The organism is Pueribacillus sp. YX66 (genome assembly GCF_041725775.1).
Taxonomy (GTDB): Bacteria; Bacillota; Bacilli; order Bacillales; family UBA6769; genus Pueribacillus.
Genome location: NZ_JBEUEL010000028.1, coordinates 13,677 through 39,101, shown reverse-complemented (window position 1 = coordinate 39,101; position 25,425 = coordinate 13,677). Strand labels below are relative to the sequence as shown.

Here is a 25,425-nt window from a genome sequence, read left to right as displayed (position 1 = left end):
ATATGCTTCGGGGTTACTCGGAGCTTATTCGGCGGATGTTATGCTCGTTGCTCTAACCAACTGAGCTAAGGGTCCTTTTATAAAAATAAATTTAAAATTAGGATAGCGGTGGAGGGGATCGAACCCCCGACCTTACGGGTATGAACCGTACGCTCTAGCCAGCTGAGCTACACCGCCATGGCTCCACAGGCAGGATTCGAACCTGCGACCGATCGGTTAACAGCCGATAGCTCTACCACTGAGCTACTGTGGAATATTCTAAGATGTCAATACACCGTATTTCTACGCTGTCTCTTCCTCTACTCAGCTATTCCTTTAGTATATGTGTTGAGACAACTCGCTGTTTAATCTGCTGATGCATCGCTCGTTACTGTGGAATAATTTAGCGTAAATGACCAAAAATTAACTTTTGTGTTCTTTAGAACTCGTCTATTCTAACAACAGAATTTAATATATCATAAAAGAAAAAACTTTACAACATGTAAATGTTAACTTACTTTCTTGTCGAAAACGATACACTTCGATACAATGACGATGGACTAAAATATGCCAAAAAGGGAGTTTAGAATGCGGATTACAGAACTTTTCACTAAAAGTTTATATTCACTTAAAGCGATCTCTTTTTTTCGTTTTCAAAAAATCGAGAAAACCATTAGCTATTTGTTTATACTATCTTTCCTCGTCTCTTTGCCGACATTATTTCTTTTTTTCTTATCTTTTTTCAACAAAGGTTTAGCTGGATTTGATGAAATGTTTCAATTACCTGGCGATCCACAAGGTGAAACAATTGATGGTCCAACCGCAGGGATAATCCCTGTATTTATTTTTCTAGCCATTTTATTTATTATTTTAGGTGTCTCAATGATCCAATTTATTACAGTTTCATTGTTAGCTGCAATCGGTCTTCTCTTAAAAAAAGCTTTTGGACGAAGGCTTGATTATAAACATTTGTGGAATATGTCTGCTTATGCTGTCACTTTGCCATCCGTCCTAATCGGTTTAAGTGTATTGCTTCCTTTTTCATTACCATTACCAGGTGCCATTTATTTCACGTTATCTTTTATGATCCTAGTTTTATCCATTCGTAACGTACCGATTCCGAAAGTAAGAAAGTGAGGACATAGCTCCTCACTTTTTCGGTTTAATTACTATTCTTGTTCCATCCACAGCTACCACAGTTACTAATACATCTTTTTCTAACCATTGACCGTCCGTAATCGCACTATATGTTTTTCCTTCAATTTCAACTGTTCCAATTGGCCGAAAGATTGTGGCTGTCTTTCCTATTTTTCCTACTAATTGCATATATTCCTCATTTAACGAATTATACCCTTCCTCACTCGTAAGTTTATCTTTCAGCGCCATTCTTTTCCACATTTTTCTGGGTTGAAAGACTTTTAAAAATAATAATGATACGCCAAATCCAGCGATCAATCCGAAGACCGCTACGACTCCATATAAAATAGACGGTGCTGGAACAGCAACAGACAATGACATTACAGCTAATCCGACTAAGGTCAATGTTCCATCATTTACAAAAGCTCCGTCGAAGATGACAAGTGATAAACCGACAATAAAGACAACAGCGAGCCAAAGCATTGACTTACTCGTGATAAAATAAGAAAAATACGTAGTAAATAGCAGTAATCCAATGATAAAAAAAATGCCTTTCGCCTTTACAAAAAGCTCACCAAATATAAACATACTTCCAAGCATAACGAGTAAAAATCCGACTAAGGTCAAATCCAAGACTTCCATTTTTTTTCGTTATTTCCCCCTTTCGTCAGGGAACAAGACCCCACCTGATAAGTGGGGCTTATTTAAACCAAGACTTCATACTATCAATAATTGATATAAAGAAATCAATGACACGTTGGATAAATGATTGAGTTTCTTCGCGATTTAAAAATTCACCTAAATTATCTCTAACTTTTTCAAGCTGAGACGTCACTTGATCCCAGTCAATATTTAAGTTTTTCATGCGATTGAAAAGGGATACGAGTCCGTTAAGTTCTTCTTCTGTTAACTGAATCCCTAATTGTTCGGCAATCCGCTGGATCAATGCGCGTAAATCTTCTTCTGTTTCTGGCGGATTTTTGGCGATTTCTTCTTTAATTGTTGTCATTAATTCGCTCGCTTTATCCATTCCGATCTTATCGCCAAGTTCTGCAGTCTTTACCATTTCTTCATTAGCTACCCGTTTTTGCTCTTCAGGAATTTCAATATCAGTCGTTATTTCATACGCTTTAATGATTCCTGTTAACGCTGCTGTTCCAGATACGTCAAATGGTGCGGTTACATAAATCTCTGCATCTTTAACACCAGCTGTTATGAGGGCATTAGCATACATTTCTTCAGATACCCACGTTATATGATTCGTTTCAACATTTAGTCCTGATCCTTTTTTTCCAATCGTAATTTTTGATGAAGATATGGCACGTGTACCAATTTGTGCTTTACTTATTAGATTCCCTAAATACTCATGCTCTTCTTTATTCGTAACATAAATCGGTTCTATATCTTCAGAAACTTCCATTTCATTTAATATTTGTTGTTTTTGTTCGTTTGTTAAGTCCTCTCCTAATGTGACGATTACATCCCCAGCTACCGCATCAGCCAATGCGCTTACTGGAAAAGTAAATAGTGAAATTGCAAGTAGAACTAATAAGAAGCGTGAATACAGTTTCATATGAAATAGCTCCTTTTTCAATTTTATTAGGATCTCTCCTCATATTTTACCTTACTTCTCACGATTTTAAAATGATTTTTCTTGTCCATAGATTAGACGGTAGTATCTTACAAAAAGTTTCGCTGTTTCTTCATAATTTTACAAAGACAAGCATATTGTATATCAATATGTATGAACTATAGGAGAAAGATGATGAAAAGGTTTTCCCTTTTTTTGTTATTTTGCTTAATCATTTATACGTCTTATTTGGATTTATCAAAAGGGACGTTATACTTAAACAGCAAATCAGAGGAAGAAACTAACATTCAAATTCCTTATGATGAAATTGTCGTTCTACCAGGAGAAACCGTATTATCTGTGTTAGAACGGATAAATGGTACATTGCCCGTCTCAATCGAACAGGCACTACAAGATTTTGCAGTGATTAATCCGTCTGTTGATCCGATGCTAATTCAAGCTGGTAAACGTTACAAATTTCCTGTTTATAAAGATGTCGACAAAGTCGACAAAGGACTTTAACTTGCCAATAATTCCAATCACTTGCTACAATGTACAGAGATAGTTTACATCAAATCAACCTGTTTTAAATGTGTGTTCAAAAAGACGTATAATAGGAGCAAGCTCGACAAAATTTGCAATGAACGAACGGGTCTCACTGAAATATGTCTTTTTTAATCACTCGTCGTAACATTAAAAGGAGCATACTCAACATCGTCATTCGTACACACTCCTGAAACGATAAAACACAGTTCCGAATCACTTACTTACACAGGTCCACTCGCATTTATGCTTAAAGAAACTTTTGGATACTTAACAAGTGGATACGTTGAACTGATTTATTCATTTGTATGTTTCAGGAATTTTTTGAACAAACCTCTTTAAAGCAGTTAAAGGAGCGATACATGATGCGTGAGATTACTCATCGCACAAAAACACGACCAGTTAAAGTTGGAAATTTAATAATCGGTGGCAATGATCAAGTGATTGTACAAAGTATGACAACAACAAAAACTCACGATGTAAAAGCAACAGTAGCCGAAATTAATCGATTAGAGGAAGCAGGTTGTCAAATTATTCGTGTCGCTTGCCCGGACATGCGTGCAGCAGAAGCGATTCCCGAAATTAAAAAAAGAATTAATATCCCACTCGTTGTCGATATTCATTTTGATTATAGATTAGCATTAAAAGCTATCGAAGGCGGGGCGGATAAAATCCGCATCAACCCTGGCAATATTGGAAAGCGAGAGAAGGTTGAAGCGGTTGTTCAAGCAGCTAAAGATAAAGATATTCCAATCCGAATTGGAGTAAATGCTGGCTCATTAGAAAAGCATATATTAGAAAAGTATGGTTACCCAACAGCAGATGGCATGGTTGAAAGCGCACTTCATCATATCCAAATTTTAGAGGATTTAGATTTTCGCGATATTGTCGTTTCATTAAAAGCTTCAGATGTTAATTTAGCAATCGAAGCGTACGAAAAAGCAGCACGAGCTTTTGACTATCCACTTCATCTCGGTATTACCGAATCAGGTACATTATTTGCCGGTACGATCAAAAGTGCAGCTGGACTCGGTGCAATTTTGGCACAGGGGATGGGAAACACATTACGAATATCACTTAGTGCCGATCCTGTTGAGGAAGTCAAAGTCGCTCGTGAATTGCTGAAGTCATTTGGACTTGCAGCAAATGCAGCAACCTTAATTTCATGTCCAACGTGTGGACGTATTGAAATTGACTTGATTAGTATCGCAAACGAAGTTGAAGAATACATCTCAACGATTAAAGCACCGATTAAAGTTGCCGTTCTTGGTTGTGCAGTTAATGGTCCAGGAGAAGCAAGAGAAGCAGATATCGGCATTGCGGGTGCAAGAGGCGAGGGTTTGCTATTCCGTCATGGCGAAATAATTCGAAAAATACCAGAGGATCAAATGGTTGAGGAACTAAAAAAAGAAGTCGATAAATTAGCTGAAGAACATTACGCAAAACTAGCGAGTCAGAGTTAAAAACAGGGGGAAAAATTCCCCCTGTTTTTTGTTAAAGATATGGCGAGAGAAATAAACTTGCGATAATTGAAATTGCACCGAGTGCTATCGCCCAGTTACCCATTGTTTTTGCGTCTCGGTTTCTTGCATAAATTCCCGCAATAATCCCAGCTGCTCCTAAAACGATCGGCATAATTAAAAGCGAAAGGATGGATAAAACGAGCGCAAATATACCGATGCTGCTTTTTGTATCAATTTGCCTGTTTTCAGGCTGATCCTCTGCTATCGGTTTCGCCCCTTCACTTTTTCTTTCCCTTTCAAGCGGGACAACCTCTGCTGCAGTTTCTTCGCGAAAGCGATCAACTGGTTCAAAGTTGTCTTCCTGTCTCCCATTCTGATTGTAATCAGACATTACAATCCCTCACCTTCTTTAATTTAGGAGCAGTTATAGTATGGGCGTAATCTGCCCCTCATTATAGGTGTAAATCATTTCTTCGTGAGACAGTTATTGTTTAACCTGTTTTAATTTGACAACGGCAACTCAATTGTAATTTTCGTTCCTTTATTTAAGATGCTATCGATTAAAAATTCTCCATTATGTTCTTTTATAATTTTTTTGCACATCGGAATGCCGATCCCTGTTCCAGATTCTTTCGTCGTATAAAATGGGTGACCTAACGATGCAATCACATTCTCACTCATCCCAGGTCCATTATCTTCAACAAGCATAATGAATTTATCGCTTTCATCTTTGCCTGCATGAAGTCGGAAATAGCGATTTTTTGTTTCCTTCTCGTATGCTTCAATTGTGTTTCTAAGCAAATTTAACATGACTTGCTTAATCATACTTTCGTTTACGTATAAATATCCATCATTGCTATGTAATTTATAATCAAAATTAATGCCGTGCAATAAGCATTCCGATTGAATGAGTGCTTTAATTGAATCTAATAGGTCAGCAGGCTTTAAGTATTTTTTTTCAACTTTTTTACGTGATATTGATAAAAAGTCTTCAATAATTTGATTCATTCTGCTGATTTCAGACAAAATCGTGTCATAATAACGGCTAAAATTTTGGGTAATATTTGATAATTGTATGAAACCCTGAATAACGGATAATGGATTTCGTAACTCATGAGCAACCCCTGCAGCCATATGTGAAACTGACTCTAGCTGCATTTTTTGTAACAATAATTGTTCATATTTCTTTTCAAATGTTCGATCTTGAATGGCAATTAAAATATGTTCATTGTTCATTTTCTTTGCTTGTATGTAATATGTGTAATCTTCATCCCAAATGCTTGATACCGTACTCGTATGACAAGATGCTTGTTCAACGATTTGTATAATTGCATGTGCGAGTGAGTGACCACTCAGGACATCATCGATTAATTTTCCTTCCCACTCCTTTTTTTCGCCTAAATGAAACAACGTCGCAGCTAAATGATTACACTCTTTCAGTACACGATGCTGAATAACCATACACGAAACATTCAAATCCGAAAAAAAATCATTTTCATCGGTATTATGTAACTCAAGCAATATCGATTCCATTCACAATCTCCTCCCATTTAACAACACATCCAAATGTTTTCAGGAAGATGGGCGTTATCAAAATGTTACATTTGTTATCTCTATTATACAGAATTTTCTTTTTTTGAAAATATTTTTTATATAACCTTTTCATCGCCCTCACTTATCATATTATTTTTCATAAAGTATCTTGAGGTGAGGTAAATCTATGAATCGTTCTTTTATTCAGCAAATTGTAAATTACAAAATTAATCATATTACTCCTAAAGAGTTAGTCCAACTAGCTGCAAATCAAGGGATTCGTATTTCTAAAAATGAAGCTGAACGTGTTATTGCAATTGTAAGGAGTGAAAAAGTAAATATAACGAATAAAAAACAAATTAATCGATTGTTTTTAAAAATTAAAAAAGAAGTGAACCCACACGCAATGAAACAAGTTGAGCAACTATTAGCAACATATTATAAACAACTAACCGATTCCTAAAATGTAGGGCATCGGTTAGTTTTATAGACGTTCCTAGACGTTACGAGAAAAGTTGCGTATTTAATCAATTTTGTCTGATTACTGAAGAATAAGTTTTATCAAGTTATCTTTAAACGTTTTTTCTTGAAGCATCTCAATTTCAAATTTATAAGGTGGCTTTCTATTTTTCTTATCTTCTCCGACATACGGAGTTTCTAATATTTTAGGGATTTCTTTTAATTGAGGATGATGAACGATATAATTAAGTGCGTCGAATCCGATATGTCCAAAACCGATATTTTCATGACGGTCTTTTTGAGCACCTCTCGGATTTTTACTATCGTTAATGTGTAACACTTTTAGGCGGTCAATCCCGATAATTTTATCAAATTCATTTAACACACCATCGAAGTCTTCCACGATGTTGTAACCTGCATCGTGAGTATGACACGTATCAAAGCAGACGGTTAAATGTTCATTATGTGTGACCCCATCGATAATTTTTGCTATTTCATCGAACGTACGACCACATTCTGAACCTTTTCCAGCCATAGTTTCTAGTGCAATGCTAACATTTTGCTCGTTTTGTAACACTTCATTTAAGCCTTCGACAATCTTTTTTATTCCTGCTTCAGGTCCAGCCCCTACATGTGCCCCTGGATGAAGAACAATTTGTTTTGCTCCGATAGCTTCTGTTCTTTCAATTTCTGATTGCAAAAACTCTACACCTAAACGAAACGTTGCCAATTTTGTTGTATTCGCGATATTAATTATATAAGGTGCGTGAACGATAATATCTGAAATTCCGTGTTCTCTCATATGCTCTTTTCCTGCTTCAATATTCAACTCTTCAATTGGCTTTCTTCTCGTATTTTGCGGCGCTCCCGTATAAATCATAAAGGTATTAGCGCCGTATGAGACAGCTTCTTCACTTGAACCGAGCAACATTTTCTTTCCACTCATTGAAACGTGAGATCCAATTTTAAGCATCTATCTTTTCCCCTTTATTTTTTTCTTTTATTTAATTTTGCTTGTTTTTCTCGTAACTTTTTCTTATATCCCGGTGTTACTTTTTTTGGTTTAGGTAACACGACATCAGGCTTAGATTTTCGCGGTGGCTTCCACCTTTTTCTTGGAGCGATTTCACTCCATTCGTCTTTTTTTATATCAACATGCTTAAAGGAAACTCCTCTTTTTTCCAGTGCATGGATTTTATGTTCGTCAACTTCTCGGTAAATGGTAATCGCTTGTCCACTTACGCCAGCTCTTCCGGTCCTACCGACACGATGAATAAAAAAATCGAGTTCATCTGGTATTTCAACATTGATAACATGGCTAACTCCTTTAATGTCAATTCCTCTTGAAGCCAAATCAGTAGCAACAATATATTCACATTCCAAGCGTTCAATTCGTTTCATCGTCTGCTTTCGTTCTCGTGGGGATAAACCACCATGTAACCGTTCAACTCGATAACCAGCTTGTACAAGTGATTCATACAATTCATCAACTTTCGATTTCGTATTTGCAAAAATTAAGGCTAAATAAGGATTAATTGTCGAACATATTTTCATAATGAGTTCATTAAGTTCTCGGTAACGATGCGGGACTAAAAGATGCTCAACCTCATGTGACGCAGATTGCTTTGCATCGACTTGTGCAACTTTAGGGTTTTCCATATATTTTTTTAAAAAAGGTTGTAAATGTTCTGGAATCGTTGCTGAAAATACGAGCATTTGTAGATGTTCTGCCATTCGTGAAGCGATGAAGTCAACATCCTTAATAAATCCCATTTCTAACATTAAGTCCGCCTCATCGATCACAAGTGTAGTTGCTGTAAATACAGAAAGTTCTTCATGTTTAATTAAGTCACTAATCCTTCCCGGTGTTCCGATAATTACATGGGGTGGTATCTTTAAATATTCAAGCATTCTCTTCCGATCCGTTCCACCAACTAGCTTTCTAATTCGATAACGGTGATTTCCTTCAATTAACTTCATTAACTCTTTATATATTTGATCCGATAGCTCTCTTGTCGGTGCCGTAATGATGGCTTGGCATACTTGCTCCGTAGTGTTAAGCTGGTGAACAATCGGCAATAAATACGTTAAAGTCTTCCCTGACCCAGTTTGGGATTGTCCGATAACGCTTTTTCCTTTTAAAATCGACGGAATTAATCGCTCTTGGATCTCAGTTGGCTCTTGGATGTACTGTTCCTCAAGTGCGGTTATCAAAAAATCTTTTAAATTAAATTTCCTAAACTTTGTCTCATTCATGAAGTCTCCAACTCCTCTGATCTTCTATATTTTACACAATTTCAAGATAAGAAGCCAAACATGACAATCGCCTAACACAGCAATCTATGTAGAGGCATACGTTGTAAGTAGAGTAAAAAAAGCGGGGAAAGGTGCGGTTATTATGTTCCACTTTTGGCCAAATCAAATGAATCATCAAAATCCATATCCACCTCAACATATGCACTTCCCTCAATTACCTAATTATTATCCCCCTCCACAGCAACAAGCGACCGGGATTGGTTCGAAGTTATTAAGTAAATTGAGCTCAGGTAGCGGTAATGTTAATTTGGAATCCATTTTAACGAACATTCAAAAAGTTCTTGGAATGGCGGAACAAGTGACACCGCTTATTCAACAGTACGGACCATTAATTAAAAGTGCACCCGCATTGCTTCAATTACTTAAAGAATCTGATGATGATCTTGATGAAAATGATGATGATGAAATTAATAATGACAGTGAAAACTCTAATGATGAAGACGATAATGATGAAGAACGTGAATCAACTGAAAACAAAAAAAATGAAGATCATAGCAAGCAAAAAAAGAAACGAAAGCCGCGAGAGCCAAAAGAATCTGTTCCAAAACTATATATTTAAGTTAGTTCAAAGAGGAAGACCAACCATTTTTCAACAACTTGTTTAAATGAGTGTGGGATGACAATCATTGAGTTCTCTAGCTCCCTCCCCTATAATAGAAAGAGATTGCACATAGGGGGTGTACAAAGTGGAAATCATTAAAATCTCACCGCGTGGTTACTGTTACGGTGTTGTTGATGCAATGGTCATTGCGAAAAACGCGGCGATGGATAAATCACTACCAAGACCAATCTATATACTAGGCATGATTGTTCATAATAAACACGTTACTGATGCTTTCTCTGAAGAAGGAATTATTACGCTTGACGGAGAAAATCGTCTTGACATATTAAAAAAGGTTGATAAAGGAACCGTTATTTTTACTGCACATGGAGTGTCACCTGAAGTAAAACAGTTAGCACGAGAAAAAGGGCTGACGTGTCTAGATGCGACTTGTCCTGATGTTACAAACACACACAATTTAATTAAAGAAAAAACGAGCGAAGGCTATATGGTGATTTATATTGGCAAAAAAGGACATCCAGAACCTGAAGGAGCCGTCGGTGTTGCACCCGATTCCGTTCATCTCGTCGAAACGACAGAAGACGTTGAGCGTTTAACCGTTGAAAGTGATAAACTAATTATTACAAATCAAACAACGATGAGCCAATGGGATGTTCTTGATATCATGGACAAGATTAAAGAAAAATATCCTCATGTTGAAGTCCATAAAGAAATTTGTATGGCAACTCAAGTTCGTCAGGAAGCAGTTGCCGAACAAGCTCAGGATGCCGATCTATTACTCGTTGTCGGTGATCCAATGAGTAATAATTCAAATCGATTAGCACAAGTTTCAGAAGAAATTGCAGAAACGAAAGCGTACCGTATTGCCAACGTATCAGAGATTCAACTAGACTGGCTTGAAGGTGTAAATAAAGTCGCTGTCACTGCTGGTGCGAGTACGCCGACACCGATTACGAGGGAAGTCATTCAATTTCTTGAGCAATATGACGAAAACGATGAAACGACTTGGGATCGTGAATCCAAAGTTCCACTAACCAAAATTTTACCGAAAGTAAAAGTACAGAAAACGAATTAATTCGTTTTCTGTACTTTACTTTATAATATACAAGTGAGTACAGAATTTAGAATTTGTTTTATGCTTTACTAATCATCCTCATTGTACTTTTATTTTTAGATTCAAGAGAGGATACGTGTTTTCTGGGCTGTCGCTCATGGATTATAAGAACACTCTTCTAATTTTGTTCCTTTTAAACGATACGTACATAACATACTTGCACTAATTGAAAGGAGTATGAATTTAAATATCCCTTAAAAAACTTCTTTGGTCACGATAAAAGTTAAACAGATTAAGTATATTTGTTAATAATATGATCATCATTTTAATTGTTATTGAAGAATTACAATTAATGACGAGAAAAGGTAGCTTTAATATATCATATTATTCTTAATATGCTTGGTTCCCTAATCGGTTTTCGTATTTAGAAAACAAAATTCATGCAAACGTTTTTAAATAAACATTAACAACAAATGGACCTCCTATTCATTGGAAGTCCATTTTTCACCATTACAATTCTTTTCTCATATGAATTGAAACGGATCAGTATTTACTTTCGAAGTGATGATTTTCACATCATACCCTTTTTCTGTAACTTTTTGTTCTAGAATACGCTTTACGCCATCTTTCATAATTTTTTCAACATTATGACCTGGATCAACGATATTAAGACCTGCCATCATCGCATCATGTGCGACATGGTAATAGACATCACCTGTGACGTAAACATCAGCATCCTGCATAACCGCTGACGTCATATATTTATTTCCATCACCGCCGAGCACAGCAACTTTTTTTACTTTGTCATTAAGGTTACCAGTCACTCTAACATTGCTAACGGACAGCACTTGCTTCACATGCTCAGCAAATTGCTTCAATGTCATTTCAGACGTCAAATAACCGATCCTTCCTAAGCCTAGTCGTTCGCTGCTATTATTGTCTAATTTATACAAGTCGTAAGCAACCTCTTCGTATGGATGTGCTTTGAGCATGGCTTGAATCACTTGTTTTTCAATCGACTCTGGAAAAATACATTCAATCTTCACTTCATCAACAAATTCTTGCTTCCCACGTTCTCCAATGTGCGGATTACTGCCAGTATCTGGTCGGAATGATCCTATTCCTTTGCTGGAAAAACTACAATGAGTATAATTTCCAATTGCGCCTGCTCCCGCATCACCTAGAGCTTTTCGAACGTGATCTGCATCTTCCTCTGGTACAAAAACGAACAATTTTTTAAGTGGAATCTCCATTGTTGGAACAAGAACTTCCGTTTCTTTCAATCCAAGAGCTTCTGCTAATAAATCGTTAACTCCACCAACCGCAACATCCAGATTCGTATGAGCTGCATACACAGTCACTTGATGCGCTAACAATTTTTCAATTGTTCTACCATATGCCGTTTCCGTATTAATATTTTTTAGCGGTCGATAGATCAACGGATGATGAGCGATTATCAGATCAACATTTTCAGTTATCGCTTCGTCAACGACTTCCTCAAGAACATCAAGAGCAATCATTATTTTTTTGATTGGTTTATTTAACGTTCCAACTTGCAAACCGATTCGGTCTCCATCTAATGCATATCGTTTCGGACTAAACTTTTCAAACAGTTGAATCACGTGATGACCATTTAATTGTTTCATACTAACGCCTCCTCAAGCAGCTGAATTTTCCTTTCAATTTCTAATCGTTTTTCAATTGCTTCAGTAGAACGTGCTAATTTCATTAAATTAGAATGTATCTTTTTCTGTTTCTTAAGTTCCGTTTCCCATTTCTTTCGAAAAGTCGCCGATTTTTCTTTTATTAGATAAGGACCGAACATAAAATCTTTTTCATCATATTCACGTTTATCTTTCCGTTGTTCGGCAACGATGATTTCGTAAATAATTTTATCCTCTTCCAAAATAAGCTCACGAATTAATGTCCAATCATTTTTATAAAGCCATTTCCTAACGTTAACTGCCGCAACGTTTGGTTGCAAAATAAGTCTTTCTGCCTGCTGCAGCTTCGCTTTCCCTTCCTCAAGAATACGCGTAATTAATCCGCCACCCATTCCTGCGATCGTAAGTTGTTCCACTTCATTTTCATGCAAAACTGAAAGTCCATCTCCAAAACGGATGTCGATATATTCAGACAATCCTAATTGGTGAACTAGTGACTGGGCAGACTGAAACGGTCCTTCATTCACTTCAGTTCCAACCGCTGAAGGTATTATGCCTTTTAAATAAGTATAACAAGGTAGGTAAGCATGATCAGTTCCGATATCTACGAGTTTTTTGTTCGGAATGAGCTGATCACTAACAGCGCTTAAACGGTCTGATAACTGTTTTTTATTCAATGTTCTCACCACATTTATAGTTCAGTCTAAGATCTACGCTACATGAAAAATAAAGCTTTCCACAAGAGTTTGGAAAGCTTTATTTGCTCGTTTCTATTATTTATGTTCTGCTAACCATTCAGATAACAATTGTTGTGCCTCACCTGTAACTAGACCGGCTGGCATACCAGCTCCTTTTCCGTTCTGAATGATGTCAGCAATTTCTTCTTCACTTAATGAACTACCAACTTTATCTAATGCTGGTGCGCTATTTCCTTCCAAGTTCCCACCGTGACAAGATGCACAGTTTTGTTCATAAATTTCTTCTGGACTTGCTAGCTCTTCTTCTCCCCCACCAGCTTCTTTGTTCATTTGAGTAATGCCGACTGAAGATAAAATAATAACAAGTAAAATTCCCGCTATACCGATGATGAGGTATGGAATAACTGGGTTACGCGTCATTAATATTCCTCCTTATGCTATTAAGTTTGCAACGCTTTTTGAAAAAGTATGTAAACAAAATAGAAACCACTTATATATTTTACTTGATTATGATGAAGATGAAAAGCCTTTCCACTGTTTTTCCAATAATGTCATGATTTAGTCAAGATCTTTTCAGAGAAGTTTGCAAAACGAATCTAAAGTGAGTAAAATAATCAAAAAGAATAGTTTACTCCTATGTGAGGAGTAAACTAATTAATCTAAGAAATCTTTGAGACGCTTGCTTCTGCTTGGATGACGAAGTTTACGTAGCGCTTTCGCTTCGATTTGGCGTATCCGTTCTCGGGTAACTCCGAAAACCTTTCCGACCTCTTCAAGCGTTCGAGTTCTCCCATCATCAAGACCGAAACGAAGGCGCAGTACATTTTCTTCGCGATCTGTTAATGTATCTAACACATCTTCTAGCTGCTCCTTCAGTAACTCATACGCAGCAGCATCAGCAGGTGCTAATGCTTCTTGGTCTTCGATGAAATCACCTAAGTGTGAGTCGTCTTCTTCACCGATTGGTGTTTCTAACGAAACAGGCTCTTGAGCAATTTTTAAAATTTCACGTACTTTTTCGGTAGATAGATCCATTTCTTTTCCGATTTCTTCAGGAGTCGGCTCTCTACCTAATTCTTGTAGCAGTTGTCGTTGAACACGGATTAATTTATTGATCGTTTCGACCATATGAACAGGAATTCGAATCGTTCTTGCTTGGTCAGCGATAGCCCGAGTAATCGCTTGACGAATCCACCAAGTGGCGTACGTGCTAAACTTGAACCCTTTACGATAGTCAAATTTCTCAACTGCTTTAATTAAGCCCATATTTCCTTCTTGGATTAAGTCTAAAAATAGCATGCCGCGACCGACATAGCGTTTTGCAATACTTACAACGAGACGTAAGTTCGCTTCTGCTAAACGACGTTTCGCTTCTTCGTCGCCTTGTTCAATTCGTGTAGCGAGCTCTACTTCTTCTTCAGCCGACAATAAGTCCACTCGACCAATTTCTTTTAAATACATGCGAACGGGATCATTTATTTTTACACCTGGAGGAACGCTTAAATCAGTAACGTCGAACTCTTCTTCTTTATTCTCGTCATCAACCTGTTCACCACTAGGTTCATCTTCATCATCTTCGATGACTTCAATTCCTTGTTCATCTAATATATCAAAAAACTCATCCATTTGTTCTGAATCTTGATCAAAAATAGCAAGCTTTTCAGTAATCGAAGAATACGTTAAAACTCCTGTCTTCTTCCCTTTTTCAATAATTTGTTCCTTTACTTGATCGATGGTCAAATCACCTTCTGCTTCTTGTTGCATAGGTTTCTCAGCCATTCGATCCCCTCCTTCCAACTACTTCTCATACTTATGTTTTTTATTATTTTTTTAACTTTAACGATTTTTCCATTTCGATAATTTCATTTGCAATTTGAGCGGCAGTTAAAAAGTCTTCTCGTTGTTCAGCTTCTATCTTTTCTTGAGTTTTTTCTTTTATTTTTAACCAGTTCGGGTAATTTTCAATCACTCGTATATAATCTTGCAATGCTTCTTCACTTAATTCATCATTCATTTCGATAATAGCAAGCTCGGATGCTGTTTGAAGAACTTCGGTATCATCGATCGTTTCCAAAAGTAGGCGAACGTCAGACGACTCATAGTTCGCATAAAATGCATAAATATATGCGGCTAACGCACTGTGCTCCTCAACATTAAAAGCCCCACCCAATCGTTCTTTCACACGCAAAGCAATGTCCCGATTTTTCATCATATGTGAAAGTAACATTCGTTCGGCATTTTGATATGCTGGTAAAAGACTATTTTTTATTAAGCTTTTTCCTAAATTAGCATCTCTCAAACGTATGTCTCTATCCTTAATTCTTTGTGAACGCAAAAAATAGAGCTGTTTTTTTAACGCATCTAATGATAATGAAAATTCATCTGCAAGTTGCCTTACATAATGGTCACGCTCAATCGCGTTCGAAAGCTTGCTCACTTCTTGCAAAACGTCATCCACATATTTAAGCCGCTCTCCTTCATCTTGCAAGTTTTTCCCTTGCCTCAGCACCTTCATTTTAAAGGTCATAACCGTAACGGACTGAGCAAGAACATCATCACGAAATTTCTTCCCACCATGTTTTTGAATGTAATCATCAGGATCGTAACCGTCAGGCAAATTAGCAATTTTTACAAGACAACCTGCTCGCTCTAAAATTTCTGCAGCTTTAAGGGCTGCGTTTGTTCCTGCTGAATCCGAATCATAACAGACAATAACGGACTCAGACGTCCTGCGAATCCGATTCGCTTGCTCAGATGTAACCGCCGTACCAAGAGTTGCAATCGCATTCGTAACTCCTTCTTTCCATGCAGATACGACATCAACGTAACCTTCAAATAAAACCGTTTGTCGTTTTTTACGTATGCTTTCGCGTGCAAGATGAAAGCCATATAGTGTTTGGCTCTTATTAAAAATTGGCGACTCCGGGCTGTTTAAATATTTCGGTTCACCGTTTCTAAGTACGCGACCTCCAAATGCAATCGTTTCTCCTTTTGCATTTCGGATCGGAAACATGATACGATTACGAAACCGATCGAACAGTTTTCCATCAAAGTTGCGCTTCGTGAGCAAGCCGGCTTTTTCAGCAACGTCTAAAGAGAACCCTCTTCTTGACAAGAAGTTTGCGGTAAAATCCCATGATGGTGGCGAATAACCGATTTCAAATGTTTTGATCGTTTGCACTTCAATCCCGCGCCCCTTTAAATAGGCTAAAGCCTCTTTACCAAATTCAGTTTCCATGAGACAATAATGGTAAAGTTTTACAAGGATATCATGCATGTCGAGCATTTCTTGGTGCTGTTTTGTCTGTCCGCTACGGTTCGATTCACTAGCGATTTGCGGGAGTTCGACTCCAGCTTTTTCCGCTAAATGTTGAACGGCTTCTAAAAATGACCAGCCTTCGATCTCCATTAAAAAAGAATAAACATTTCCACCAACTTTGCAACCGAAGCAATGGAAAATTTGTTTGTCTGGTGCTACTGAAAATGAAGGTGTTTTTTCACCGTGAAAAGGACATAAACCGAAGTAATTTCTACCTTGTTTCTTTAACGGGACGTACTCACTAACGATATCAACGATGTCAATATGTTGACGTATTTGCTCAATCATTTCTTCAGGGATTCGATTCCGTATTTTTTCACCGTTCATGATTCATCACGCATCATCACTTCTTCATACACTCATTCACTCATTCTAGTTAAATTATGAAAGTCCTTCTTTTGACAAAATTTTATTCAATGTGATTTTAAATTGACGGAAATCGTGTAAAGAATACTTTTTTGGACCTTTTGTTTTCTGCCCTGCTCTTCTTAATTTCGAGCCAAGGTGTCGGAAAAACAACTTTTCATCAATCGTATCATTTGAGTACATTTTTCCCGTATGTGAAATAACATAGGCATTTTTAGCGAGTGCAATAGAAGCTAGACCTATGTCTTGAGTAATTACAATGTTTCTTTTTCTCACATGGTTTGCAATGTACAAATCTGCTGCTTCACGGTGAGCATCGACAATAACGTGATAAACATTCTCATGCAAATCGTTGAATTGATGTTTATAAGAAGCAACAAAACAAACGGAAATCTGTCTATTTTTAGCGGATATCGATTGAAGTAAACGACGAATTGCAACGGGGCATGCATCTGCGTCGACAAAAATCGTCACATTTTTACTTTCTTTATACATAGATTCTCTAAAGTTAAAAAAATTCCTCCTAACAAAAGTTACTTTTTTAAATTCACTAATTTTTTCCAAGTGTATACAAATCTTTCTTATTTTATCCAACACTTAGTCATTTTAAATCACAATATTTAATTTTACTTCATTTTATTAAAACAATCCATAAAATTGCAAAGAAAATCACAAAATCTCTATCGATTCTGTGATGAATGATAAAACGAATTTAAAATTAAGTTTGCCGTTTCTTCAACAGCGCGATTCGTAACATCAATGACTTGACAGCCTATTTTATTTGTTACGTTTTCAAAATAGCTAAGTTCCTTTTTAATTCGTTCAATACTAGCATAGCTTGCATCTGAATTTAGACCAAGTGCTTTTAAGCGTTCTTTACGAATATGATATAACATTTCCGGACTAATTTTTAATCCGATACATTTATTGATGGGAACACGAAACAATTCCTCTGGCGGTTCAACTTCTGGTACGATCGGGACGTTGGCAACTTTAATTCGTTTATGTGCCAAATATTGTGATAGCGGTGTTTTTGATGTACGCGATACACCAATTAAAACAATATCAGCATGCAAAATTCCTCTCGGATCTCGTCCATCGTCGTACTTTACTGCAAATTCTATCGCTTCAATTTTTCGGAAATAATCCTCATCCAATTTACGGACAAGTCCAGGTTCTCCCCGTGGTTGTACTTGGATAAGTGATTGTAGCGAACTTATCATTGGTCCTAATATATCAACAACTTTAAGGTTTTCCTCATTGGCACGTTCAATTAAATAGTCTTTAATCTCGGGCAATACGAGTGTATAAGCGATGATGGCGTTAGCTTCTTTCGCAAGCGTAATGACTTCCCGAACCGTACTTTTATCTTCTACGTAAGGAACTCTCCTTACTTCGATATCAGTCGCCCGAAATTGACTCGCTGCAGCTTTGACGACTAGATCAGCTGTTTCACCAACGGAATCTGACAAAACATACACGATCACCGACTTTCGATCCATATGTAGCCACCTCCTATGTATGTGAGCTTAAATGAGTTCATCTACGGCTAAATCAACAAGGGCTCTCGTTATGTTCGTTTTCGTTACCCTGCCAATCACCTCAAAGCCGTTATCATTCACTTTTTTTACGACTGGCATCGCATCAATCTGTCTTTCAATTAACCGTCTTGCCACATCTATAAGATGATCATCCCGATAGCAAACTGCGATATTCGGCATTCTTGTCATAATGATGTTTACAGGAATGTTGTCTAAATCTTTTTGACCGATACTTGCTCTTAACAAGTCTTTTCGAGAAACAACACCTGCTAATTTTGAATGTTTATCTACGATGAATAATGTACCAACATCTTCAAGAAACATTGTTGTAATCGCATCATAGACTGAAGCAGATTCTTGAATGACAACTGGTACGGATTGAAAATCATGAACTTTAATTTTTTTTATTTTTTCTGTTAACAGCTGAGATCCTGTTTTTCCAGTATAAAAATATCCAACTCTCGGCCTTGCATCCAAAAAGCCGGCCATTGTTAAAATCGCTAAGTCCGGACGTAACGTAGCGCGTGTCAAATTGAGCATATCTGCAATCTTTTCACCAGTGATTGGCGCATGATCTTTTACAATTTGCAAAATTTGCTTTTGGCGTTTCGTAAGTTCGATCTGTCGTCACCCGCTTTCCCGCTTCTCTTACTCTATGTATCATCATACGACATTCTTTTAAACTTTGGAAACTTATTGTTCAAACTTCTCTAATTGAGATAAAAATCGCTTAGACTTCAAATACAATCCTGAATACGCTTCATAGTATTCGTCTAACACTCGTTTTATTTCGGATCGTGTTGACTTTTTTAAAGAAATTTGTCCTAATCGTTTTATATCCATCGTTAAAAAAATCGGCAGTAATTTTGCCGTCGCTCGAGAAATTCGAATATAATGCGGATCGGCATGTAAACAGCGGTGACATAAATAACCGCCTTCCTTTACTGAAAAAGCAACATATTCCTCCTCTGCATTCGTGCAATGTGCACAATTGTGCAATTGAGGAGTAATTCCTGCAAACGCAAGCATTTTAGTTTCGTAAATAAACGTAATCACTTCTTCATCGAAATTTTCATTTATGAAATAAAGCGAATAATAAAGCAAATTGAATAAAGTCGGACTAGCAACAAAATCTTCTGTTAACTTATCCGCCAACTCTACAATATAAGCAGCGTATGCTGTTTTAAACAAGTCTTCACGAATCGAGCGGAAAGAATGGATCGTTTCCCCTTGTGATAGCGTTCCTAGTCCTTTATAGGAACGATATAGGTAATGCCCATATGTAAATAGTTGCGAAATAGAAGAGAGGCGGCTGTTTGGTTTTTTTGCGCCTCTCGCCATCATACCGATTTTACCGCTATCTCGCGAATATATAGTAATTATTTTATTCGATTCACCGTAATCGGTCGAGCGGATGACAATCCCTTCAATTTTTTTTAGCAAGCCCTTCACCACACTTGTACTGCTCTAATGAATTGTGGAATCAATCTCTGCCTCTGATAAGTTTAATCCATGATCATCGTTCTCTCCCTCTATACTTTCCAATTCTTTCATAAGCAGATAGGTATCGATGTTTCCTGTCATACAAAAGATTCTCCACGTTAGGTCTAACAAGAAAACTCCCACCTTCCGTTTGTTTTTGATTCCTACTTTATTATTTTGAGCGTATTTGTTAATGAAGATGTTATATAAATTTTGTCAATTACAGATTAGACGGTTAATATTCCTTCTCATTAAAACCAAATTCCTTTAATAATTTGCTACGATTTCGCCAATCTTCCTGTACTTTCACCCAAAGTTCAAGAAAAACTTTATCACCTAAAATTTTTTCAATATCTCTTCTCGCTCTGGAACCAATTTCTTTTAACATCGTTCCGTTTTTTCCGATAATAATCCCTTTTTGAGAAGCACGTTCAACGACGATGGTTGCGTGAACATCAATAAGATTTTTTCCTTCGCGTCGTTGCATTTGCTCGATCGTAACGGCGACAGAGTGCGGCACTTCTTCTCGAGTAAGTTGTAGAACTTTTTCACGAATCATTTCAGCAACGATAAAGTGTTCAGGGTGATCGGATAGTTGGTCGTCAGGATAATATTTAGGCCCCTCGCTTAAACAATTAATAATCTGTTCGAGCAGCGACTCTATATTGTTCCCATGCATAGCTGAAATTGGAATAACTTCACTAAACTCCATTTCGTTCCGATAGCTTTCAATAAGCGGTAATAGTTGTTCAGGATGAACTTTATCGATTTTGTTAATGACTAAAAATACAGGTTTACTAACTTGCTTAAGCCGATCAATAATGTATTTGTCGCCTCCCCCGATTTGTTCATCCGCATTTACAACAAAAAGAATGAGATCAACTTCATTTAACGTTTTTTCAGCTACTTTTGTCAAAAATTCACCAAGTTTATGCTTTGGCTTATGAATTCCTGGTGTATCAACAAAAATGACTTGAGCATTCTTCGTCGTATAGACACCGTGAATCTTATTACGTGTCGTTTGCGGCTTATCACTCATAATTGCCACTTTTTGGCCAATGACTTGATTCAATAAAGTGGATTTTCCAACGTTGGGACGACCGATAAGTGCGACAAATCCTGATTTAAAGCTCTCATTGTTCATTCGCTAACATCCTCTCTTGAGAACGCAAAAGGGAGAAGGTTTTGCACAGTCGTTTCCATATATTTCCCTTGCATGTTGCTTAAAATGACTTGCATTTCTGGTTCGCACAATTCAAGCATCACTTGTCGGCAAGCACCACAAGGGGATACGGGCTCATGTGTATCAGCTACAACGGCCAATGCTTTAAATTGTTTGTCCCCTTCCGAAAACGCTTTAAAAAGTACAGTTCTTTCTGCACAGACACAAAGACTGTATGAAGCATTTTCGATATTTCCAGCTCGATACATTATCCCTTCGCATGTCAGTAATGCCGCTCCAACAGCAAAGTTTGAATACGGAACATACGCCCGTGTTCTCGCATCTTTCGCAACTTCAATCAATTGTTCAATCATGTGGAAAGTCCTTTCAATAATTTTATTCCTCACTTTATAAAAAGTTCAAGCAGACGTGGAATAAAAATAATACATCCGATCATTACACTCATAATGGCACTAATGAGGACAGCCCCAGCTGCAATATCTTTTGCAGCTTTCGCATATGGATGATAGTCGTTTGTAATCAAATTTACAACATTTTCAATCGCTGTATTTACTAATTCAAGTATGACCGTAAAACTAATAACGATGATTAAAATGAGCCATTCAAAACGTGTAATAGAAAGAAAATAAGCGAACAGTATGACGATCAAAGCTACAACAACGTGAATTTTAAAATTACGTTCCGTTTTAAACGTATGTGCAATTCCAAAGGCAGCGTACTGAAATGATGCGATAAATCGGGAAAATCGCTTATCTTGTAAGCCCATGTTTTTCAAGAATTTCCTTTTGTCTTTGAAACATCATCTGTTCTTCTTTCTCCGTTCCATGGTCATAACCGAGAAGATGGAGAAATCCATGTAAAGCTAAAAATCCAAGTTCTCGACGATATGAATGGTTATAATCTTTCGCCTGTTGTTTCGCTTTTGGAATTGAAATGACGATGTCTCCAAGAATTCTTGGCAACGTCACCCCGACGATTTCCACTTCTCCTTCAACTTGTTCTTCAAGGGCGAACGAAATGACGTCTGTTGGCTTATCCATGTTTCGATATTGTTTATTTATTTTTCGAATTTTCTCATTATCTACAAACATAATTGAAACTTCAATTTCACCAGATAAATTTTCATATTCGGCCGCTTTGTTAAGAAGTTGTTTGATTAGGTCTAGCTCTTCTGCTTGTACTTCGCTTGTTTCGTCTAAATAACTGATGGACAATGCCATCACTTCGTCACCTTCTTTTTTAAGTCTTCTGGATATTCAATTCGTGAATGGAAAATACCTTGCAACGTTTCACAAATTGTTTTTGCTACTGTGTCAAGCTCTTTAAACGTTAAATCACTCTCATTAAATTGTCCATCCTCAAGCCGATCATTAATAATTTTTCTTACTATCGATTCAATTTTGGCAGGTGTTGGCTTTGGAATCGAGCGAACGGCAGCTTCAACGCCATCGGCAATACCTACAATGGCAGCTTCTTTCGTTTGTGCTCTCGGTCCAGGATAACGATAATCTTCTTCTGGAATCGGTTGTTCTGACTGTTCATTTGCTTTATGATAAAAATATTTTAACAACGTTGTCCCGTGATGCTGTTCAGCAATATCAACGATTTCTTTTGGCAAGCGGTGTTCTCTCAACATGTCGGCTCCATCGTAAGCATGAGCAACGATAATTTTTTTGCTTAGAAGCGGTGCAATTTTATCATGAGGATTTTCCATATTCATTTGATTTTCAATAAAAAAGTTAGGACGTTTCGTTTTTCCGACATCGTGATAATAAGAGCCTACCCTTGCGAGTAACCCATTCGCTCCAACCGCTTCACATGCAGCTTCGGCTAAATTCGCTACCATGACACTATGGTGATAGGTCCCAGGTGCTTCCATTAGCAACTTACGTAACAATGGATGATTTGGATTTGATAGTTCAATCAGCTTCATCGTTGATAAGATTCTAAAAGCTGCTTCAAAAAACGGCATAAGACCAAGTGTTAATACGGCGGAGAGAAATCCTGAAATAACGGCATATCCACTATATACCCCGAGGTCAATCCAATCAAACTGCCCCATTCGTAGCATATAAATCATAATGATAGCGACGATATTAATGAGCGAAACGAATAATCCGGTTTTTAAAATTTTTGAACGATGGTTATGTCTCCCGAGTAAAAAAATCGCAGCGTTCGAGCTCACTAAAATATATAGTCCGAACTCACCATTAAAAATTCCGACTGTGTCTGTATTAAATAATATACTTCCTACCACAGCAAATACAAGTGCGGATGCTAACGCAAGTCGTTCGCTTATCAACAGCTTAATGAGCATCGTACCCATGGCAGCCGGTAATACATAATGAATCCCACTCGTTAGCCCAGCCGACAAACTCACTAACTTAAATACGATAATCGTAATGGAAAATATCGTTAAATACATTACATTATACCGATTTCGATTAAGTTGAGTGAACCCTCTTTCTTGGATAAAATAAGCGAGAAAACCTGTTAAAACAACGACGAGAATTGCCAATCCGACTAACGGATAAAGATTAAAATGTTCATCTAATAGTCCTACCACTTCAAGTTGTTCCAGTGCTTCACGGTTTATAACTTGTCCTTCTTGAACGATAATTTGTCCTTGACGAATCATGACTGGCGTTACAGATTCGATTGCCTTTTCACGTTTTACCTTCGTCGCTTCCGTATCGATAAAGAAGTTTGGAATAATGACAGCACGAGCCAATTCAATTGACGGCTCTCGTACAGATGAATTTAAATTTGCTTTTTGAATTTGTTCTTCAACATTATCTTTTGCCTGATTTAATTCTTCAACCGTAATTCTTTCGTTTAATACATTTTTAACTGAAGTAATAATCACATCTTTTGAGATTGCTAACTGTGTCGAAGATGTTGTTAAAAACGCTTGCAGCGTATCATCTGAAAGCTCATTTATCGCCGAACTAACGAGCATCTCCTTTAACTCTGTAAGTTTTTCATCAAGCGATTTTTCTTCCACTGCTCCATCATCTTCTTCAGATGCATTCACTTCGTTCACTTTAGCAATTGAAGCGAAAAAATCTTCAACTTTCTCAACTTGAGTTTGTGTGGTTTCAACTTTGTTCGTATATTCAGGCTCAACTGCCTCAGCAGCTTCATTTTGCTTTTGGAGCGTCGCTTGTTTATTTTCGATCGTTACTGGAGAGGCGATATCTCTTTCGGCTACACTATATAAAGAAATATCCATTTTCTCAGGAAGGACACTTTGAATTAAACTACCGTACATGATGAGGGCGATGAGAAGATAAAACAAAGCTGTTAGGAAGCCTTCATTTTTTTGAAAGGAGAATCTGTTGACGATTGAAGTCCATTTCGATTTCAAATTTGTCACCCCATCTTGTTCCAGACTAATCGTGCATATTTAGGAATAGTAATATCACAAAGTTAGATTATTAACGATGGAACGTCCTAGAAGACCAACTTACCTCCGAATTTAAAAACAATTCTATTATTGAAAGTCTATCACGTTCCTCACACTGTGGAAAGATGAAGAAAGAAACGAACTCGCCTATGAGGCGAGTCTTTACAATTATGTCATATTTTGAAGTTTTGCTTCTTCTTTTTCATAGGCTTCAATAATTTTTTGAACGAGCGGATGTCGAACGACATCCGTCCGCTGTAAATAAATAAACGAAATCCCGTTCACGTTTGATAATATTTTTTCAGCTACTTTTAAACCTGATTCTTTTCCTTTCGGTAAATCAATTTGAGAGAGGTCACCCGTGATGACCATTTTTGAACCAAAGCCTAATCTTGTTAAGAACATTTTAATTTGCTCTGAGGTCGTATTTTGGGCTTCATCCAATATGACAAACGCATCATCAAGTGTGCGACCACGCATATAAGCAAGCGGTGCAATTTCAATGACACCTCGTTCAATTAATCGTTCTGTCTGTTCAACACCAAGTACATCATGAAGCGCATCATAAAGAGGACGCAAATACGGATCAACTTTTTCTTTTAAGTCACCTGGTAGAAAACCGAGACTTTCTCCCGCTTCGACTGCGGGTCTAGTTAATATAATCCGCTGTAATCGATTTTGCTTTAACGCTGCAACTGCTGTGACAACGGCTAAATAAGTTTTGCCTGTACCCGCTGGACCGATTCCAAAGACGAGATCGGATTTTTCGATCGCTCGCACATATTGGCGCTGTCCAATTGTTTTTACTCGAATCGGTTTCCCTTTGCTGTTTAACGTAATTTCTTCATTAAATAATTCAAACAGTTGATCAATCATTCCTTGCTCAGCAAGTTGAATAGCATAAACGACATCACGTTCAGAAATGTGGATACCATCCGTAACCAATTTAAGTAATGCATTTAATACTGTTTCGACGATGCGTGATGTTTCATAACTTCCAGTAACCGCCACTTTTCCTCCCCGCGTGACGATAGAAACGTGAAGCACACTTTCAACTGTTTTTAAATGTGAATCGTTCGGCCCGAAAAGAGCTTGAGTATCTGTCGTATTATTAAAATTAAGTTGGATTTGATGCGTTTCTGTCAATAGT

At 37.3% G+C, this 25,425-nt stretch carries 28 protein-coding genes and 2 tRNA genes; 6 read left to right on the top strand and 24 right to left on the bottom strand.

Features of this window, described 5'->3' with window-relative positions:
* Positions 1-103: 103 nt before the first annotated feature.
* Positions 104-177 (bottom strand) — tRNA-Met (locus tag ABU914_RS11985).
* Between the two features lies 1 nt (position 178).
* Positions 179-253: transfer RNA gene (locus ABU914_RS11980), tRNA-Asn, on the bottom strand.
* Between the two features lie 314 nt (positions 254-567).
* On the opposite strand from ABU914_RS11980, the gene ABU914_RS11975 reads away from it, so the two are divergent.
* Entirely contained in the window at positions 568-1,116 is a 549-nt protein-coding gene (locus tag ABU914_RS11975; protein ID WP_379669966.1) for a DUF1189 family protein, read from the top strand.
* Positions 1,117-1,128: 12 nt separating this feature from the next.
* On the opposite strand, the gene ABU914_RS11970 is transcribed toward ABU914_RS11975, so the two are convergent.
* Both ABU914_RS11970 and ABU914_RS11965 read right to left on the bottom strand, forming a co-directional pair.
* Positions 1,129-1,743, bottom strand: a complete 615-nt coding sequence (locus tag ABU914_RS11970) for an NfeD family protein (protein WP_379669965.1) — start codon at positions 1,741-1,743, stop codon at positions 1,129-1,131.
* A gap of 73 nt (positions 1,744-1,816) precedes the next feature.
* Complete coding sequence (locus ABU914_RS11965) at positions 1,817-2,689, bottom strand: DUF1002 domain-containing protein (RefSeq protein WP_379669964.1); 873 nt, start codon at positions 2,687-2,689, stop codon at positions 1,817-1,819.
* A gap of 192 nt (positions 2,690-2,881) precedes the next feature.
* Here ABU914_RS11965 and ABU914_RS11960 point away from each other — a divergent pair, with 192 nt between their 5' ends.
* Together ABU914_RS11960 and ispG are read left to right on the top strand one after the other, a co-directional pair.
* A complete protein-coding gene (locus tag ABU914_RS11960) occupies positions 2,882-3,208 on the top strand; it encodes a hypothetical protein (RefSeq protein WP_379669963.1) in 327 nt (108 codons plus the stop codon).
* Positions 3,209-3,594: 386 nt separating this feature from the next.
* On the top strand, positions 3,595-4,692 hold the full coding sequence (ispG, locus tag ABU914_RS11955) for a flavodoxin-dependent (E)-4-hydroxy-3-methylbut-2-enyl-diphosphate synthase (protein ID WP_379669969.1): 1,098 nt from the start codon (positions 3,595-3,597) through the stop codon (positions 4,690-4,692).
* A gap of 31 nt (positions 4,693-4,723) precedes the next feature.
* Here ispG and ABU914_RS11950 read toward each other — a convergent pair whose 3' ends face one another.
* A complete protein-coding gene (locus tag ABU914_RS11950; RefSeq protein ID WP_379669962.1) occupies positions 4,724-5,083 on the bottom strand; it encodes a DUF4190 domain-containing protein in 360 nt (119 codons plus the stop codon).
* 110 nt (positions 5,084-5,193) lie between these two features.
* Complete coding sequence (locus ABU914_RS11945) at positions 5,194-6,225, bottom strand: two-component system sensor histidine kinase NtrB (RefSeq protein WP_379669961.1); 1,032 nt, start codon at positions 6,223-6,225, stop codon at positions 5,194-5,196.
* A 187-nt stretch (positions 6,226-6,412) separates the two neighbouring features.
* Here ABU914_RS11945 and ABU914_RS11940 point away from each other — a divergent pair, with 187 nt between their 5' ends.
* Positions 6,413-6,688, top strand: a complete 276-nt coding sequence (locus ABU914_RS11940) for a DUF2624 family protein (RefSeq protein ID WP_379669960.1) — start codon at positions 6,413-6,415, stop codon at positions 6,686-6,688.
* A 78-nt stretch (positions 6,689-6,766) separates the two neighbouring features.
* On the opposite strand, the gene ABU914_RS11935 is transcribed toward ABU914_RS11940, so the two are convergent.
* Together ABU914_RS11935 and ABU914_RS11930 are read right to left on the bottom strand one after the other, a co-directional pair.
* Entirely contained in the window at positions 6,767-7,657 is an 891-nt protein-coding gene (locus tag ABU914_RS11935; RefSeq protein WP_379669959.1) for a deoxyribonuclease IV, read from the bottom strand.
* 14 nt (positions 7,658-7,671) lie between these two features.
* Entirely contained in the window at positions 7,672-8,940 is a 1,269-nt protein-coding gene (locus tag ABU914_RS11930; RefSeq protein WP_379669958.1) for a DEAD/DEAH box helicase, read from the bottom strand.
* Positions 8,941-9,082: 142 nt separating this feature from the next.
* Here ABU914_RS11930 and vrrA point away from each other — a divergent pair, with 142 nt between their 5' ends.
* Together vrrA and ABU914_RS11920 are read left to right on the top strand one after the other, a co-directional pair.
* Entirely contained in the window at positions 9,083-9,559 is a 477-nt protein-coding gene (gene vrrA / locus ABU914_RS11925) for a VrrA/YqfQ family protein (protein ID WP_379669957.1), read from the top strand.
* Between the two features lie 127 nt (positions 9,560-9,686).
* Positions 9,687-10,637: a 4-hydroxy-3-methylbut-2-enyl diphosphate reductase gene (locus ABU914_RS11920; RefSeq protein ID WP_379669956.1), complete on the top strand. Its 951-nt coding sequence runs from the start codon at positions 9,687-9,689 to the stop codon at positions 10,635-10,637.
* Positions 10,638-11,140: 503 nt separating this feature from the next.
* Here ABU914_RS11920 and ABU914_RS11915 read toward each other — a convergent pair.
* The 16 genes from ABU914_RS11915 to ABU914_RS11840 form a co-directional block, all read right to left on the bottom strand.
* Positions 11,141-12,262 (bottom strand): Nif3-like dinuclear metal center hexameric protein, encoded by a 1,122-nt coding sequence (locus ABU914_RS11915; RefSeq protein WP_379669955.1) that lies wholly within the window; start codon positions 12,260-12,262, stop codon positions 11,141-11,143.
* Positions 12,259-12,957 (bottom strand): tRNA (adenine(22)-N(1))-methyltransferase, encoded by a 699-nt coding sequence (locus tag ABU914_RS11910; protein WP_379669954.1) that lies wholly within the window; start codon positions 12,955-12,957, stop codon positions 12,259-12,261. The genes ABU914_RS11915 and ABU914_RS11910 overlap by 4 nt, the downstream gene beginning before the upstream one ends.
* 96 nt (positions 12,958-13,053) lie before the next feature.
* The gene (cccA, locus tag ABU914_RS11905) at positions 13,054-13,398 is read right to left on the bottom strand and encodes a cytochrome c550 (protein ID WP_379669953.1); all 345 of its coding nucleotides are present in this window, start codon (positions 13,396-13,398) and stop codon (positions 13,054-13,056) included.
* A 234-nt stretch (positions 13,399-13,632) separates the two neighbouring features.
* On the bottom strand, positions 13,633-14,757 hold the full coding sequence (gene rpoD / locus ABU914_RS11900) for an RNA polymerase sigma factor RpoD (protein WP_379669952.1): 1,125 nt from the start codon (positions 14,755-14,757) through the stop codon (positions 13,633-13,635).
* Between the two features lie 43 nt (positions 14,758-14,800).
* Positions 14,801-16,624, bottom strand: a complete 1,824-nt coding sequence (gene dnaG, locus ABU914_RS11895; protein WP_379669951.1) for a DNA primase — start codon at positions 16,622-16,624, stop codon at positions 14,801-14,803.
* A gap of 54 nt (positions 16,625-16,678) precedes the next feature.
* Positions 16,679-17,158 carry a YaiI/YqxD family protein gene (locus ABU914_RS11890; protein WP_379669950.1) on the bottom strand — a complete coding sequence of 160 codons (480 nt, stop codon included), beginning with the start codon at positions 17,156-17,158 and terminating at the stop codon, positions 16,679-16,681.
* 185 nt (positions 17,159-17,343) lie between these two features.
* On the bottom strand, positions 17,344-18,165 hold the full coding sequence (locus tag ABU914_RS11885; RefSeq protein ID WP_379669949.1) for a pyruvate, water dikinase regulatory protein: 822 nt from the start codon (positions 18,163-18,165) through the stop codon (positions 17,344-17,346).
* A 27-nt stretch (positions 18,166-18,192) separates the two neighbouring features.
* Positions 18,193-18,825 (bottom strand): transcriptional regulator CcpN, encoded by a 633-nt coding sequence (gene ccpN, locus ABU914_RS11880; protein WP_379669968.1) that lies wholly within the window; start codon positions 18,823-18,825, stop codon positions 18,193-18,195.
* Between the two features lie 72 nt (positions 18,826-18,897).
* Positions 18,898-19,647 (bottom strand): DNA repair protein RecO, encoded by a 750-nt coding sequence (gene recO / locus ABU914_RS11875; protein WP_379669948.1) that lies wholly within the window; start codon positions 19,645-19,647, stop codon positions 18,898-18,900.
* A gap of 24 nt (positions 19,648-19,671) precedes the next feature.
* A complete protein-coding gene (locus tag ABU914_RS11870; protein ID WP_379669947.1) occupies positions 19,672-19,818 on the bottom strand; it encodes a YqzL family protein in 147 nt (48 codons plus the stop codon).
* A 103-nt stretch (positions 19,819-19,921) separates the two neighbouring features.
* Positions 19,922-20,830 (bottom strand): GTPase Era, encoded by a 909-nt coding sequence (gene era, locus ABU914_RS11865; RefSeq protein WP_379669946.1) that lies wholly within the window; start codon positions 20,828-20,830, stop codon positions 19,922-19,924.
* On the bottom strand, positions 20,827-21,222 hold the full coding sequence (locus ABU914_RS11860) for a cytidine deaminase (RefSeq protein ID WP_379669945.1): 396 nt from the start codon (positions 21,220-21,222) through the stop codon (positions 20,827-20,829). Before ABU914_RS11860 ends, era begins: the two co-directional genes overlap by 4 nt.
* Before the next feature lie 29 nt (positions 21,223-21,251).
* Positions 21,252-21,635 carry a diacylglycerol kinase gene (locus ABU914_RS11855; RefSeq protein ID WP_379669944.1) on the bottom strand — a complete coding sequence of 128 codons (384 nt, stop codon included), beginning with the start codon at positions 21,633-21,635 and terminating at the stop codon, positions 21,252-21,254.
* Positions 21,619-22,089: an rRNA maturation RNase YbeY gene (ybeY, locus tag ABU914_RS11850; protein WP_379669943.1), complete on the bottom strand. Its 471-nt coding sequence runs from the start codon at positions 22,087-22,089 to the stop codon at positions 21,619-21,621. The genes ABU914_RS11855 and ybeY overlap by 17 nt, the downstream gene beginning before the upstream one ends.
* Entirely contained in the window at positions 22,089-24,245 is a 2,157-nt protein-coding gene (locus ABU914_RS11845) for an HD family phosphohydrolase (RefSeq protein ID WP_379669942.1), read from the bottom strand. The genes ybeY and ABU914_RS11845 overlap by 1 nt, the downstream gene beginning before the upstream one ends.
* Positions 24,246-24,443: 198 nt before the next feature.
* On the bottom strand, positions 24,444-25,421 hold the full coding sequence (locus tag ABU914_RS11840) for a PhoH family protein (RefSeq protein ID WP_379669941.1): 978 nt from the start codon (positions 25,419-25,421) through the stop codon (positions 24,444-24,446).
* Positions 25,422-25,425 lie beyond the last annotated feature (4 nt).